Source organism: Rhodococcus sp. IEGM 1307, assembly GCF_030056915.1.
Lineage (GTDB): Bacteria > Actinomycetota > Actinomycetes > Mycobacteriales > Mycobacteriaceae > Rhodococcus_F > Rhodococcus_F opacus_D.
Genome location: NZ_JASHKW010000005.1, coordinates 32,304 through 47,599, shown reverse-complemented (window position 1 = coordinate 47,599; position 15,296 = coordinate 32,304). Strand labels below are relative to the sequence as shown.

The 15,296-nt window shown below is 66.7% G+C and carries 14 protein-coding genes; 6 read left to right on the top strand and 8 right to left on the bottom strand.

The window, feature by feature from the left end; genetic code table 11:
* The first annotated feature begins 269 nt into the window (after positions 1-269).
* The 4 genes from QM841_RS11085 to QM841_RS11070 all read left to right on the top strand — a co-directional run bounded on the left by QM841_RS11085 (position 270) and on the right by QM841_RS11070 (position 5,839).
* Complete coding sequence (locus QM841_RS11085; protein WP_283332001.1) at positions 270-1,775, top strand: aldehyde dehydrogenase family protein; 1,506 nt, start codon at positions 270-272, stop codon at positions 1,773-1,775.
* A 169-nt stretch (positions 1,776-1,944) separates the two neighbouring features.
* Positions 1,945-3,438, top strand: coding sequence for an APC family permease (locus tag QM841_RS11080; protein WP_283332000.1), 1,494 nt, complete (start codon positions 1,945-1,947; stop codon positions 3,436-3,438).
* On the top strand, positions 3,435-5,381 hold the full coding sequence (locus QM841_RS11075) for a primary-amine oxidase (protein ID WP_280781325.1): 1,947 nt from the start codon (positions 3,435-3,437) through the stop codon (positions 5,379-5,381). The genes QM841_RS11080 and QM841_RS11075 overlap by 4 nt, the downstream gene beginning before the upstream one ends.
* A 5-nt stretch (positions 5,382-5,386) precedes the next feature.
* Entirely contained in the window at positions 5,387-5,839 is a 453-nt protein-coding gene (locus tag QM841_RS11070; RefSeq protein WP_283331999.1) for a hypothetical protein, read from the top strand.
* Positions 5,840-5,848: 9 nt separating this feature from the next.
* Here QM841_RS11070 and QM841_RS11065 read toward each other — a convergent pair whose 3' ends face one another.
* A complete protein-coding gene (locus QM841_RS11065) occupies positions 5,849-6,739 on the bottom strand; it encodes an alpha/beta fold hydrolase (RefSeq protein ID WP_280781327.1) in 891 nt (296 codons plus the stop codon).
* An 80-nt stretch (positions 6,740-6,819) separates the two neighbouring features.
* Positions 6,820-7,731: an amidohydrolase family protein gene (locus QM841_RS11060; protein WP_283331998.1), complete on the bottom strand. Its 912-nt coding sequence runs from the start codon at positions 7,729-7,731 to the stop codon at positions 6,820-6,822.
* Between the two features lie 77 nt (positions 7,732-7,808).
* Here QM841_RS11060 and QM841_RS11055 point away from each other — a divergent pair, with 77 nt between their 5' ends.
* The gene (locus QM841_RS11055) at positions 7,809-8,627 is read left to right on the top strand and encodes an alpha/beta fold hydrolase (protein ID WP_283331997.1); all 819 of its coding nucleotides are present in this window, start codon (positions 7,809-7,811) and stop codon (positions 8,625-8,627) included.
* Here QM841_RS11055 and QM841_RS11050 read toward each other — a convergent pair.
* The 5 genes from QM841_RS11050 to QM841_RS11030 all read right to left on the bottom strand — a co-directional run bounded on the left by QM841_RS11050 (position 8,602) and on the right by QM841_RS11030 (position 13,119).
* A complete protein-coding gene (locus tag QM841_RS11050; RefSeq protein ID WP_283331996.1) occupies positions 8,602-9,828 on the bottom strand; it encodes a cytochrome P450 in 1,227 nt (408 codons plus the stop codon). The genes QM841_RS11055 and QM841_RS11050 overlap by 26 nt on opposite strands.
* A 42-nt stretch (positions 9,829-9,870) precedes the next feature.
* On the bottom strand, positions 9,871-10,701 hold the full coding sequence (locus QM841_RS11045) for an ABC transporter permease (protein WP_280781331.1): 831 nt from the start codon (positions 10,699-10,701) through the stop codon (positions 9,871-9,873).
* Positions 10,698-11,654 carry an ATP-binding cassette domain-containing protein gene (locus tag QM841_RS11040; RefSeq protein WP_283331995.1) on the bottom strand — a complete coding sequence of 319 codons (957 nt, stop codon included), beginning with the start codon at positions 11,652-11,654 and terminating at the stop codon, positions 10,698-10,700. Before QM841_RS11040 ends, QM841_RS11045 begins: the two co-directional genes overlap by 4 nt.
* A gap of 30 nt (positions 11,655-11,684) precedes the next feature.
* A complete protein-coding gene (locus QM841_RS11035; protein WP_005260956.1) occupies positions 11,685-12,530 on the bottom strand; it encodes a DUF4097 family beta strand repeat-containing protein in 846 nt (281 codons plus the stop codon).
* A gap of 73 nt (positions 12,531-12,603) precedes the next feature.
* Positions 12,604-13,119: a YlcI/YnfO family protein gene (locus tag QM841_RS11030; RefSeq protein ID WP_283331994.1), complete on the bottom strand. Its 516-nt coding sequence runs from the start codon at positions 13,117-13,119 to the stop codon at positions 12,604-12,606.
* A 225-nt stretch (positions 13,120-13,344) separates the two neighbouring features.
* Between QM841_RS11030 and QM841_RS11025 the strand changes: the two genes are divergently transcribed.
* Positions 13,345-14,532 (top strand): serine hydrolase domain-containing protein, encoded by a 1,188-nt coding sequence (locus QM841_RS11025; RefSeq protein ID WP_283331993.1) that lies wholly within the window; start codon positions 13,345-13,347, stop codon positions 14,530-14,532.
* A gap of 63 nt (positions 14,533-14,595) precedes the next feature.
* Here QM841_RS11025 and QM841_RS11020 read toward each other — a convergent pair whose 3' ends face one another.
* On the bottom strand, positions 14,596-15,273 hold the full coding sequence (locus QM841_RS11020; protein WP_283331992.1) for a GntR family transcriptional regulator: 678 nt from the start codon (positions 15,271-15,273) through the stop codon (positions 14,596-14,598).
* Positions 15,274-15,296: the final 23 nt, after the last annotated feature.

The window sequence follows — 15,296 nt, the reverse complement described above, 5'->3', positions numbered from 1 at the left end:
CCGATTCCGGAGCCTGCGCCGGCGTACACGGCGGATCAGCTGCACCGACCCGAAAAGCCGGAATGAGAATCGGCGCCGTCGTGGCCGGAAAAGTCGAATGAGAATGCCGCAGTCGCTGATTCCCATCCGGATTTAGTAGTGACCGGCGACACATTCGGGGTTTATCGTGGGTTCGGGCCGCAGCACGACGAGGCGAAAACTTCCGCCAAAAGTGTTCTGCAGAAGCCGGATTCATTCACAGATTCATTCACTCCATCGAAGAGGACATGATGACTGCAGTCGTTCACACCCCCGCCGGACTCGACCCCCGGGTCGTCGACTTCGTTTCGTCGCCGAAGCGCATGTTCGTCGACGGCCGATGGGTGGACTCCGCGTCGGGCAGGACGTTCGAGACGGTCGATCCCGCCACCGGACAGGTGATCACGACAGTGCCGCACGCCGGAATCGAAGACGTGGACCGGGCGGTAGCGGCGGCCCGGCGGGCTTTCGAGTCCGGGCCGTGGCGCTCGCTCACCCCCGCGGCACGTCAGCGGATCCTCTGGAAGATCGGCGAGGGGATTCTGGCCCGGGCCGATCAGTTCGCACAGCTCGAGTCGATCGACAACGGCAAGTCCGTAGCGGTGGCAAAGGCCGTCGACGTGACGTGGGCGGCGGAGATCTTCTTCTACTACGCCGGCTGGGCCACCAAGATCGAAGGCCGCACCATCCCCGTGTCGGTGCCGTGGGCGCCCGGAGCCCGATTCCACGCCTTCACCACCCGTGAACCGGTCGGTGTGTGCGCACAGATCATCCCGTGGAACTTCCCGCTGGTGATGGCCGCGTTCAAGGTGGCACCCGCGCTGACCTGCGCGAACACCATGATCCTCAAGCCTGCCGAGCAGACACCGCTCAGCGCGCTGCTCCTCGCCGAGGTGATCGCCGAGGCCGGTGTCCCCGACGGCGTGTTCAACGTGCTCACCGGTTTCGGCGACATCGGCGCGGCGCTGTCGAGCCACGACGACGTCGACAAGGTCGCGTTCACCGGTTCGACCGAGGTCGGAAAGAAGATCGTCACTGCCGCATCGGGGAACCTGAAGAAGGTGTCCCTCGAACTCGGTGGCAAGAGCCCGCAGGTGATCTTCTCCGACGCCGACCTCGAGGCCGCGATCCCGGGCGTGGCCGGCGGTTTCCTGTTCAACCACGGCCAGGCCTGCACGGCCGGAACGCGCCTGCTCGTCGAAGACCGGATCTTCGACGAATTCACGTCCGGTGTCGCCGATTTCGCGAAGTCCCAGAAGATCGGACCCGGACTCGACCCCACCAACGACATCGGCCCGCTGATCTCCGAGGAGCAGTTGGGCAAGGTCACCGGATACATCGACGCCGGACTCGCCGACGGTGCTCGCGCGCTCTCCGGCGGGCAGCGGCACGGCGACACCGGCTTCTACGTGGAGCCCACCCTGCTGGTCGACGTGAACCGTGACTTCAGCGTGTACCAGGAGGAGATCTTCGGACCGGTCGCGGTGGCGGTGCCGTTCAACCGGGAAGAAGGCGTCCGCGCGGCCGCCAACGACACCCCCTACGGCCTCGCCGCCAGCGTGTGGACCCGGGACGTGTCCCGCGCCCACGAGGTGGCCGCCGAGATCAAGGCGGGCACGGTGTGGGTGAACTGCCACAATGCCTTCGACACGGCGCTTCCGTTCGGCGGCTACAAGCAGTCCGGGTGGGGACGCGAACTCGGTGAAGGCGCCATCGCCGAATACACCCAGAGCAAGTCCGTCAACATCGCCCTCTAGATTCCTCGACCGGACCCGAATGAGAATCGTCCTGCGTGCGTTCTCATTTGCTGTCGACGGACTGTGACGCTTCGGCAACTGCGCCGACAACCCGCAGTCGCATGCTCGTCCCAGAGCTCACCGCGGAGCCTCCACGCAGGCCCTCTCCTCGTGAAAGTCGAAGGAAACCATGACAACCAACGCCCCCACGCACTCGAGTGCGGTCAGCGACGGCGCCCCTCGCAGACTGGCAGGCACCCTCGGTCCGGGTGCCATCGTGTTCATGGTCGTCGCAGCGGCGGCCCCGTTGACCGTGATCGCCGGAACCGTCCCTCTGGGCATCGCAGCGGGCAACGGCGCCGCCTACCCCGCGTCGTACATCGTCTGCACGGTGGTACTGCTGTTCTTCGCCGTCGGATTCACGGCGATGGCCAAGCACCTCCCCGGCGCCGGCGCGTTCTACACCTACATCACGCAGGGCCTGGGCCGGCATGCCGGTCTCGGCTCCGCGTTCCTCGCGCTGCTGTCCTACACGGCCGTCCAGGGCGCGGTGTACGGATACATCGGAGCCGCCGTCAACGATTTCGTCACCGCTCACGGCGGCCCCGAACTTCCCTGGTACGTGTGGGCCCTGGCCGTGACGGCCGTGGTCGCGATCCTCGGATACCGGCACATCGACCTGTCCGGCAAGGTGCTCGGTGTACTACTCGTCTGCGAGGTCGGAATCGTCCTCGTCATCGACGCCGCCGTCATCGTCCGCGGCGGCGGCGGCGACGAAGGATTCTCGACGGCGGCGTTCCACCCCGCCGAGTTCTTCTCCGGAGCACCCGGCATCGCACTGATCTTCGCCATCGCCGGATACATCGGATTCGAGGCCACCGCCGTCTTCCGTGACGAGGCCCGGGACCCGGGCCGCACCATCCCCCGGGCCACCTACGTGGCGTTGCTGGTCATCGGCGGCTTCTACGCACTGTCGAGCTGGGCGATGGTCAGCGCGTGGGGCGACGAGGGTGCCGTGGTCATCGCGACCGAGAATCCGGAAGGGATGATCACCGAGACCGCCACCCGCTACGTGGGCGCGATCGCCGGCGACCTGGTCCAGATCTTCCTGATCACGAGCCTGTTCGCCGCCCTGCTGTCCTTCCACAACGTGCTCTCCCGGTACATCTTCTCCCTCGGGAACAGTGCGGCCCTGCCCGCGGGATGCGGCCGCTCGCACGTCAAGCACGCGTCGCCGTACATCGCGTCCGTCGTGCAGACGGCATCGGCTCTCGTCCTGATCGTCGCGTCCGCCGTTGCCGGACTCGACCCGGTGACCGAGGTGTTCGCGTGGTTCGCCGGTGTGTCCTCCGTCGGCATCGTCGCACTGATGACCCTGACCTCCGTCGCCGTCCTCGTCTACTTCGGCCGGACCCGGGTGGACCGGCGGGTGTGGAACACCGTGATCGCACCCCTGCTCGGCCTCGTCGGCCTGGCCGGGCTACTCATCATGACCGTCGCCAACCTTCCCCTTCTCGTCGGCGGGTCGAGCACTCTCGCCGCCGTCATCGGGATCCTGCTCGTCGGAACCTTCGCCGGCGGAGCAGCCGTCGCCGTGCTCCGACCCCACGCCGCACGCCACGACACCGCTCTACCGCAGCACGACACGAACGACACCATCATCGACAAGGAGATCGCACGATGAGCACCGCCACCACCGAGACCCCGGCCACCGTCGGTTCCGCCGCCCCGGATCATCCGCTCACCCCGTTGTCTGCGGACGAGATCCGTTCGGCGAAGGCACTCCTCACCGACGAGGGACTGATCGGCGAGAACGTGCGCTTCGTCTTCGTCGCGCTCGCCGAGCCGCACAAGTCGACGGTCCTCGCGTTCACACCGGGCGACCCGATCGAGCGACGCGCCCGGATCCTGCTGCTCGACCGATCCACCGGCATCGGCACCGACCTCGTCGTGTCGGTGACGGAGAACCGCGTGATCAGCAGGGCCATCGTCGATTCCGCCACCGACGGCCACGTGCCGATCCTCGACGAGGAGTTCGAGGACATCGAGGCGTTCCTGCTCGGCAGCTCCGACTGGCTCGCGGCGATGGCCAAGCGCGGCATCGAGCCGTCGAAGGTCCGGGCGGTTCCCCTGTCGGCGGGCGTGTTCGGTCACGAGGACGAGGTCGGGCACCGCATCGTCCGCGTCCTCGCCTTCCACCAGGAGGACAAGGCGGACCTGCCGTGGGCTCACCCCATCGACGGGGTCGTAGCCTACGTCGACCTCACCGAGCGTCGCGTCGTGAAGGTGGTCGACGAGATCGAGCTACCCGTCCCCGCCGAGCGCGGCGAATGGAACGCCGAACCGCATGCCACACCCACGCGGACCGACCTCAAGCCGATCGAGATCACTCAACCCGAAGGTGCCAGCTTCTCCGTCGACGGCAACGAGATCACCTGGGCCGACTGGAAGTTCCGCTTCGGTTTCGACGTGCGCGAGGGTCTGACGCTGCACCAGCTCTCGTTCGACGACGGGGGAGTGGAACGTCCCGTGATCTATCGTGCCTCGATCGCCGAGATGGTGGTTCCCTACGCCGATCCGTCCCCGGTCCGGTACTGGCAGAACTACTTCGACCAGGGCGAGTACCTGTTCGGCCGGTACACCAACTCGCTCGAACTCGGCTGCGACTGCCTCGGCGAGATCCAGTACTTCGACGTCACGATCGCCGACGAGTCCGGTGACCCGCGCGTCATGAAGAACGCGATCTGCCTCCACGAGGAGGATTACGGCGTCCTGTGGAAGCACACGGACATGTTCAACGGCATGACCGAGACCCGCCGCTCGCGCCGCCTCGTCATCTCGTTCTTCCTCACCATCGGCAACTACGACTACGGCTTCTACTGGTACCTCTACCTCGACGGCACCATCGAACTCGAGGCGAAGGCCACCGGAATCGTCTTCACCTCCGCCTACCGCGGTGCCGACGGATTCTCCACCCAGATGGCGCCCGGGCTCGGCGCCCCGTTCCACCAGCACCTCTTCTCCGCCCGGCTCGACATGGCCGTCGACGGCAATGTGAACACCGTCGAGGAAGTGGATGCCGTGCCCGTCCCGATGGGTCCGGAGAACCCGTGGGGCAATGCCTTCCGCTGCCAGAAGACCAAGCTGACCACCGAATCCGAGGGGCAACGCACCGCCGACAACCTCAAGGCCCGGGTCTGGCACATCACCAATCCCACCAAGCAGAACCGGCTGGGGCAGGACGTCGGGTACGCGCTGCACCCCGAAGGTCAGCCGGTGCTCCTGGCGGATCCGTCCAGTTCGATCGCCTCCCGTGCCGCGTTCGCGACCAAGCACCTGTGGGTCACGCAATACGACGAGTCCGAGCGTTATCCCGCAGGCGACTTCGTCAACCAGCACCCGGGCCAGGCGGGTCTGCCGACGTTCGTGGCGGGCAACCGGGACATCGAGGGCGAAGACCTGGTGCTGTGGCACACGTTCGGGCTGACGCACTTCCCCCGGCCCGAGGACTGGCCGGTCATGCCGGTCGACTATGCCGGGTTCACGCTGAAGCCGGTCGGATTCTTCGACCGCAACCCCGCGCTCGACGTGCCGGCGAGCACCGCGACGCACTGCTGCGAAGGCTAGAAGTCGTGTCCGCCGTCTTCTCTCCGATCGCCCGCCGCGCCAGTCATTGGTTGCGGCGGGCGGCCGCGGCCCTCGCGGTTGCCGCGGCAGCGCTCCACGCCGCGTCGCTCGGTGAGCATGCGACGTCGTCGCCGATGGTCGGCATGGTGACCGCCGCGATGATCTTCGGATGCCTGTACTGCGCCCGGCACCTGTGGATGCGTGGTTCACACCGGGATTGGGGTCTCGTCGCGCTGATGAACGTCGGCATGATCGCGTTGCACGTCACCGTGATGAGTCCCGGGTCCGGTGGCGGTCACCACGGGCACGCGATGCACGCAGCGGCGTCGGCTCCGATGGGTCATTCGATGTCGACTCCGATGGCGGCGGCACTCGCGACGGCCGCACTCGAAGCGATCGTCGCCGTGACGGTGCTGTTCTATCAGACTCGGTTCGACGCCCGAGAAGTCCCGGCCTGACCTGGAGGGTCAGTTTTGCACTGGCGCAAGATCGTTCGATACCAGTGCGAGAATGTCGTTCGCGTGACTGACGGCAATGAAATGACCACCACCGCTGATCGGGTGCCAGACGGCGCCCGGGGTCTTGTCCGCTACCGTCTTGTTGATGATCTCAGGCACCAGGGTGTCGGCGCTGCCCTGCCAGAAGTGCACGGGGCGCGTCACTTTCGTCATGTCGAACGGCCAGGCCTTGTAGAGCATCGTGGCGTCGACGACGAGTCCGTCCGCGCCATGCCGAAAGCACTCGCGCCCTGCCCTCAGGAACGCGTCGAGGACCTTCTCGTCAGCGAGCACCTCCCGGTCCGCGGTGCACGCCGACTGCGTGATCGCCTTAGCGTAGCGATCCGCGAAGTGGGTGGCACTGATCCCGAGCACGTCGTACATCAGTGTGAAACCGGGGTGGAAGTGAAGTGCCAGGCGGCCGCCCAGCGCGTCGACGCTGCTGAGATACTTCGCGGCCCAGTTCGATCCGAACGTTCCGTAATTGCCACCGGCGATGCACACGACATCGGCCAGGCGCGCGGGGTCCAGATACGCGGCGGCCGCCAGTGCCCACGGTCCACCCTCGGACCAGCCGGTCACCGCGAATCGTTGTGCGCCGAAGGAGTCGGCCAGCAGCAGGAGGTCATCGGTCCAGCCTTCGAAGGTGCGGCCCGGTTGAGGATCGGACCCGCCCATGCCCGGCCTGTCCGCGCACACGAATCTCAGTCCATTGGCCTTCGCATGCGAATCGAACAGTTCGGCCTCCAGCCGGCTCGAGGGTCCGCCGTGGTTGTGCAGCACGAGCGGTCCGCCCGGGTCACCGGCTTCGAGATACGTGATGGTCCGGTCGCCGACCCGGATACTGCCCTCTCGCGTCACGTGGACTCCTCACAGTGTGGGCCGGACGCCGAAAGTGGATTGGCGGCGTCGAAACTGCAGGTACTCCGATCTCCCTCATACTAGGCGTCACCGGCGGGCAGGCGATACACCCGTCGTGCGGTTTCGCCGAAGAAGAGCGCTTGTTCTGACGGTGACAAGTCGCCGAGTGCTGCCTGGACGGTGGACACCATGGTTTCGGTATCCCACAGCAGATGGTCGATCGGGTAATGCGAGGCGAACATGCATCGCCCGGCGCCGAAGATGCTGAGGGCCGTCCGGACCCACCGACCGATCGCCTCCAGGGATGTTCCGAAAATGAGGGCGATTCCCTGCAACTTGAGGACGACGTTCGGAAACTGACTCACCGCCGTGAGGCGTTCTTCCCAACGGGTGAAGCCCTCGGCAGTGAGATCGACCGGCCAACCGGCCGCCTCCAGCACAAAGGTGGTGTCGGGAAACGCGGCGATGAGTTCGTGCGTGGTGGGTAACTGCTCGTCGTAGACGAGCAGATCCCACACCAGCCCCGCATCGGCGACCTGCTCGAATCCACGCAACCAGGCCGGGTCTGACAGGTAGTCGCCGCGCGCACCCAGGCGCTTGATCGGGTCGGCCGCCCAGTACAGCGGCTGACGCACAGCCCGGACCACCGGGAGATCCCGGTATTGCGCGAGAACGCCTGTCAGATCGCCTGAATCGAGCTGCACGGCCGCGATGAAGGCGTTCGGAACACCGACACGGTCGGCGCAATGCTGAACCCAGATGGCCTCCGCGACACCGTCTGCAGCACCGAACTCGCACACGACCGAGGCCGTGACGGGCGTCCCCTCGAGCTGTGCCCGATAGTCGTGCGGCAGGTACCGGTGCGCAGCGTCGTAGTAGTTCGGCAGCAAGGCGGTGAGCGGGGGTGGGCGACTGTCGATCCACGGGTACGCGAGATCGGGCAGGTTGATGAAGTGATGATGAGCATCGACAATGTCCACCTCACACAGCATATTTCAGTCGTCGACGGGGGATCGGGCAATTGGTCGAGCGCGGCTCCTGTGGTCGCGTGGATCGTTAAGGTGTCGACATGGAACGCCGGATCGACGAAGCCCTGGTCCATTACGTCGAGCACGGCACCGGCGTGCCGCTCGTGGCTCTGCACGGCGCCGGCGTCGATCATCGTGAGATCGAGGCGGCAATCGAGGCCGTCGTTCCCGGCACGGGATACCGACGGATCTACCCGGACCTGCCGGGGATGGGCCTGTCGACAGCCGACGGCCTGACCTGCAACGACGATGTGGTGACGCTGCTCGGTGACTTCATCCACAGCCTGGGTGCGGGCCCGGTGTTGCTGGTCGGACATTCCTACGGCGCCTACCTGGCACGCGGGGTGGCCGCACAGCGACCGGACACGGTGCTCGGCCTGGCGTTGTTGTGCCCGGTCACCGAGCGGTCACGACACGTGCCCGACCACGCCGTGGTTCGCCAGGACGCCGATGCCTACGACGAACTCGAACGTGCACAGTGGGCGGGGTTCGACGAGTACTTCGTCGTGCGCACGCCGGCCACTGCGCGCCGCTACCGCGACCATGTTCTGCCGGGTACGACGCTCGTCGACGAGGACGCTCTCGGGCGCATCTTCGCCGGGTGGACGGTCGACGTCGGATCGAATGCGTTCCCGGGGCCGACGTTGATCGTGGCGGGCCGCCGCGATTCGGTCGTCGGGTACACCGACGCGGCCGAATTGCTCGAGCGCTACCCGCACGCCACCCTGGCTGTCGTCGAGGACGTCGGTCATGCACTCATGCACGAGCGGCCCGAACTACTTGCCGCTCTGTTCGGCGACTGGTTGGATCGGCTGACGCGCTCGGCCGATGGTTCTACCGGGACGCTTCCGTCCAGGTGACCGGCAGGTCGTGGACGCCGTAGATGTTCATGTCGGTCCTGAGTTTCACGTCGCCGGCGGGGACGGCGAGCCCCAGGGTCGGGAAGCGGCGCAGCAGTCCCTCGAATCCGGCGCGCATCTCGAGGCGGGCCAGTTGCTGGCCCAGGCACAGATGGACGCCGTGGCCCAGGGACAGGTGACCGCGGGCCTTGCGGCGGATGTCGAGGGTGTCGGGGTTGTCGAAGCGCTGGGGGTCGCGGTTGGCGGCCAGCAACGAGACGACGACCGTCGATCCCTCGCGAATTGTTTCGCCGCCGAGTTCGATGTCCTCGGTGGCGTAGCGATAGAAGATGTCGGCGACGGACAGGTAGCGCAGGAGTTCCTCGACGGCATCGGGGAGGAGGTCGGGGTCGGCGCGCAGTTCCGCCAGCTGCTCGGGGTTCTCCAGCAGCGCGAAGGTGCCCAGCGCCAGCATGTTGGCGGTGGTCTCGTGGCCGGCGAGCAGCAGCAGGAAGGCGGCGCCGGTCAGCTCCTCGATGGTGAGGTCGTCATCGCGGGCCAGATCGGACAGTATGTCGTCTCCGGGGGCGGCGCGCTTGTGCGTAACCAGTTCGGCCAGGTACGTGCTCAGTGCGCCGTACGCGGCCATCTTCTCGTCGAGCGGCTGGTCCTTGATCAGGAACTTGGCGGAGTTGACCTGGAAGGTGTCCCGGTCCGCGTAGGGGACACCGAGCAGTTCGCAGATCACCAGCGAGGGCACCGGCAGCGCGAACTCTTTGACCAGGTCGACCGGCGGGGTCAGGCGCGCCATCTCGTCCAGTTGCCGCTCGGCGACGTCGATGATGTGGTCTTCGAGCTGCTTCATGCGTTTGACGGTGAAGGCGCCGGTGAGTGTGCGCCGCATCCGGGTGTGGTCCGGCGGGTCCATGGCGATGAACACGCCCGGCATCTGCGGGGACGGCTCGGTGGCGGCGGGCATGCCGGGGGTCTCGTACGGCACGTGGAGAATGCCGATGTCCTGGCGGGAGCTGAACCGGGTGTCGGCCATGAGCCGGCGGACCGCGTCGTAGCCGGTGACGAGCCAGCCCTCGTGACCGTCGGGGAAGACCATGGGACTGACGGGACGAGTCTCGCGCAGCCGGGTGATCTGCCGGGGCGGGTCGAAGGGGCCCGCATCGCGTTCCATGGGGAGGCCGTACGGGACGGCGACCGTGTTACTCATCGGATGTCCTTTCGTGGCAGTGTCGGTTGCGGGGCCGTGCCGCTACCGCGAGTACTCGCGGTTGAAAAGCCTTTTCGACCAGAGGTATCCGCCGAGGGCGATGACGGCGCACCAGCCGAGCGCGATCCATGCGTTGTTCCCGATCGGGGTACCCATCAGCAGGCCGCGCAGGGTTTCGATGATCGGGGTGAACGGCTGGTACTCGGCGAACCAGCGCAATCCGGCAGGCATGGAGTCGGTGGGGACGAACCCACTGCCGAGGAAGGGCAGCAGAACCAGCGGCATACCCACATTGCTCGCGGCCTCGACGGTCTTGCTCACCTGGCCGAGCGCGACGGAGAGCCAGACGAGCGCGAACGTCACCACCACCAGGAAGCCGACGGTGGCCAGCCACGCGCCCACCCCCGCGGTGGGCCGGAAGCCGACCAGCAGTGCCACGCCGATCACGATCGCGACGCTGAGCATCGCCTGGATCACGCTGCCCAGCACGTGTCCGGTCAGCACCGAGACGCGTGCGATGTGCATGGTGCGGAACCGGGCGATGATGCCCTCGGTCATGTCCATCGCGACCGAGATCGCTGTCCCTTGCACCGCGGCCGTCACGGTCATCAGGATGATCGCGGGCACAACGTAGTTGACGTACTCGGCGCGCCCGCCGGACACCCCGCCCAGCCCTGCGCCCAACGTCCCGCCGAACACGTAGACGAACAGCAGCAGGAAGACGACCGGCATTCCGACGAGCGTCACGGTCATCGACGGGTACCGCAGCATGTGATTGAGGTTGCGGCGCAGCATCGTTGCCGAGTCGCGCAGCGGGTGGAACCGGAGGTCCGCCGGGGCCGGCCCGGCGAGAGTGGGGGCGGGGGCGCTCATGAGGTCACCTTCTCGTTGTGGGGGTTGCCGGTGAGGGCGAGGAAGACGTCGTCGAGATCGGGGGTGTGCACGGACAGCTCGTCGACCTCGATGGCCTCGTCGTCGAGCCGGTCGATCAGGGTCTTGAGCGAGCGGAGGCCGCCGTCGCTGGGCACGCGGAGGGCGAGTGCGTCGGGGTCGCGCGAGACCTGGTCGAGGACGCGCTCGGCCGCTTCGAGGCCGTGTGGGTCGGCGAACTGCAGGCGGACGTGGCTCCCGGGGATGCGGCGCTTGAGCTCGTCCGCGGTTCCCTCGGCGACCAGGCGGCCGTGGTCGAGGACCGCGATCCGGTCGGACAGTTCGTCGGCTTCCTCCAGGTACTGGGTGGTCAGGAAGATGGTGACGCCGGTGGCCACCAGGTCCCGGACGATCTGCCACATGGCCCGGCGGCTGCGTGGGTCCAGGCCGGTGGTCGGCTCGTCGAGGAAGATCACGCGCGGGCTGCCGACCAGGGTCATCGCGAGGTCGAGCCGCCGCCGCATGCCTCCGGAGTAGGTCGAGACCGGCTTCGAGGCCGCGTCGACCAGGTCGAACTGTTCGAGCAGCTGGGCGGCGCGCCGCCGGCCGTCGCTGCGGGCGAGGTGGTGCAGATCCGCCATCAGCAGTAGGTTTTCCCTGCCGGTGAGCAGGTTGTCCACCGCCGAGAACTGGCCGGTGACACCGATTGCGGCGCGCACCGCGTCGGATTCGCGGGTGAGGTCGTGGCCGGCGACTCGGGCGTCACCGGCATCGGCGCTGATCAAGGTGGACAGGATGTTGACCGTGGTGGTCTTCCCGGCGCCGTTCGCGCCGAGCAGGGAGAAGACCGTTCCCTGCGGGACGGTCAGATCGATGCCGTCGAGCACGATGTGGTCGCCGAACGACTTGCGTAACCCGGTCACCGCGATGGCCGGCTGAGATTGCCTGGTGGTCATGGTTTCCCTTTCTCGAGGTCCAGAAGTGGATCAGGAACGACGGATCGTGATGCCGCCGAACGAGGTGTGCGCGCGGACCTCGACGGTCTCGTCGGACGCCTCGGGCCGGGTGGTGTTGTCCAGCAGGTTGCGAACCTGCCCGAACTTGGTGTTCACCTCCAGCCAGGCGGCGGTGCCCTCGGCGATGCCGATCTCCAGGTCGCCCATCGCGGTCCCGAGCTCGACCGAACCGCGGGCCACCTCGCCGAGGCGAATGCTGCCGTTGGACGTCTTCGACTCGACACTCGCGCCGGCCCGGTCGACGGAGATGTCGCCGTTCGCCGAGCGCACATGGACGTCGCCGGTGACCGCGGCGATCGCGGTGTCACCGTTGGAGTTCTTGACGATTGCGGAGCCCTCGATCTCGCCGATGCGGACCTTCCCGGAGCCGGTGCGGATCTCGGCGTTGCCCGCGACGCCGTCCGCGGTGACGTGACCGGCCGCGGTGTCCACACGCAACGGACCGGTCTGCTCGAGCCGGACGTTCCCGGTGGAGGTCTTGAACCGGCACTGCCCGAGCCGGCCCGTGCCGCTGAGGTCTCCCACCTGCACCTCGCCGGAAACCTGCGAACCGCTGGGCAGGTCGATGGACACCTCCACCGACCTGGACTTGCGGGAGAAGTCGAGTACGCGCGCTTTCGGTCCCATGACCTGGAGCACGCCGTTCGCGTAGTCGACGCGGACCCGCTGGGCGGCCTGCACGTCGGACTCATCGGATGCGTCGCTCGGGCGCACGTCGACGGTGGTGTCGGTGCGGTCGCTCGCGGTGATCCGCACATTGCCGACGCCGAGTTCGAGCGTGACGGAAATCGGTTCGGGTGTATCGAAATTGGGCATAGCTGTCCCCTCGGGATGAGTTGGTGAAACATCCCCGCAGGTCGGGGACGTGGTGTGAGGTGAGGCGGTGCGGCTAGCGCACCCAGCCGGTGAGGCTCTGCTTGGTCTGTTTGCCGCGCTGCTGGGCGTGCTGGACGCGGTCCGGTTGCTGCAGCGCGGTCGAGGCCGCGCGGACCAGCCAGGCGTTGACCGAGCGCCCCTCCTTGGCTGCGGCCTCCTCGACCGCGGCCTTGAGCTGTTCGGGGAGGCGCACGTTGATCCGCGCGGTCGGGCCGTCCTCGGCGATCGGTGTGCCGCCGTCCGCCGGTGCGGCATCGTCCTCGGTCGCGTCTTCGATCGGCTCGGCGGGCCGTGCGGTCACGACGAAGTTCGGGTCGCGTCCGCGCAGGCGCAACTCCACCGATCCCGGGGCCAGATCTTGGGTGATCTCGTCCGTGGCGGCGGACAGTGCGTCCAGCAACGTCATCCGGATCGCAGACTCGAGCGACCCGGTCAGGCGCTCGACCAACGCACGGGATTCGTCACCGCCGGCTTCGGCGAGGGTGGCGAATTCACGTCCGAGGTTGCTCACATACGGTGTCAAATCCATGGTGCCATCGTGGCACAGCAATGGCACCACGGCAAGGGTTTAGTGGCTCAAATGTGGTGCCACATGGCACCACCTGGCCGTTCTCGGATGAAAAGTGCTGGTTGTTGCCGCTCGACCAGCCGATCGGATAACGGCCGGAACCTCCCTGGGCAACGACGGTCTGCGCCTAGAATCCCAGTGAGCAGCGACTCCCACTCGACCTCTGCGTACGAAGGGATCGACCCCATGAGCTTGTCGACTCGTAGCCGGCTGCGTCGAACGGCCACCGCGCTCAGCATCGTTCTTGCCCTCGCCACCGTTTCGTGCGGATCGGACGGTCGCAGCGGCGAACAGCAATCAGCGGAAAACGGTCCCGACGTCGCGCACACCGATGATCCCAACGCCGACAAGATCGCCGCTATCGTTCGCGACAAGCTGACGGAGCTCGATCTCAGCGGCGCCGTATTCGGTGTGTGGCGCGGCGACGAGGAGATCGCCGCCGGGGCGGTGGGGGAGTCTCCGCTCGGCGTTCCCGCGACGCGTGACATGCAATTGCGAGTCGGCCAGCCGATGGAACCGATGCTGTCGACAATTCTGTTGCAGCTGGGCGAGGCCGGAACGCTGAGCCTGGACGAGCCGATCGCCAAGTGGGTGCCCGACTTTCCGCGAGCCGACAAGATCACCCCGCGGATGCTCGCCAACAGCACCACCGGCATTTCGGACTACGTGACCAACCCCGATTTCCTGAAGATCTTCTACGCAAATCCGATCAAAGGCTTTACGTCTCAGGAGATCTTCGACTTGGCGAACGCCCGCCCGCCGCTGTTCGAACCGGGGACCAGTTTTGCCTACGCGCACAGCGACCTGTGCCTGCTCGGTGTGGTACTCGAGAAGGCGGCGGGAAAGCCGTTGGGAGACCTCCTGAAGGAGCGGATCTTCACGCCGCTGGGGATGGACGCGAGCAGCGTGGTGCTGACACCTCAGATGAGTGAACCGATCCTGCACGGCTATACCAACGAACGTGGCGTCTTCGAGGACTCCACGTTCTGGAATCCCACGGCGTTCCTCAACAGCGGCAACATGAACTCGACGGTGGCCGAAGTCGCGCGGTGGGTTCGTGCGCTCGGCACCGGCGAACTCCTGTCCGACACGGCGTTCACGGAGATGATGGCGGACAAGACCGCCGGGCTGGGCCCGCTGACTGCGGACAAGTACTTCGCATTCGGAACCGTTCACCTGGGCAGTTGGCTGCTCATGAACCCGGCATTCGGGGGCTACAACGGCATCGCCCTCTACGAAACGGAGTCGAAGACCACGATCGTCGTCTACGCCACGCTCGGACCGACGGCCAATGCCAACGCCAATAACACGGTGCCGATCGGCAAGGAGATCGGCGCCCTCCTCTTCCCCGACAACCCGCCGAAGGTGCCCTGACGCTCACCGTGGAGGTGGACGGATTGCACCCGGCGGGTCCGCGAAAACCGTTGTCGCTACGGGCTAACCGGCATCCTCTTGGGCGGCGAGCTGCACCCTGATCCGCGACGTCGCGTTGATCAACGACTCGTTGTTGACGGCGGCCGCAGCGTCGGCGTCGCCCTTGCGGGCGGCCTCGACGAGACGTTCCTGGTACCTCCACAACGAGTCGTCCCCCGGCGTGTCGAGGGTGCCCTGCGCACCGACGATCTTGTAGGCACGGCAGTGCTGCCACAGGGTACGGATGGAGTCGACCAGCACGGGGTTCGCTGATGCTTCGTAGAGAATCGTCAACAGCGCCTCGTCGTGATCGAGCAGCGCCACCACCCGGCGTTCGGCGATGGCGGTCTGCATGAGTTCGTACTCGGCGTGCATCCGGTCGACGTCCGCCGGGCTGATCTGCTGGGCGCCCAATCGTGCGGCTTCCACTTCGAGCAACCGTCGCACGTCGTAGACGTGGACCAGTTCGGCCAAGGTCAAGCCCTTCACGACCGCGCCCTTGTGGGGGACGCGCTCGGCCAGACCGGCTTCCTCGAGCCGCCGGATCGCCTCGCGCACGGGCATCACGCTCGTCCCGACCTGCGCGGCGATGTCGCGAATGCGCAGGCGGGAGCCTGCAGGCAGATCGCCGTTCATGATCGCCTCGTGCATCGTCTCGTAGACCTGGTCGGTCAACAGGGACGTTTCGGCGCGCTTGGTCATTACCACAGCTCAAATATAAACCG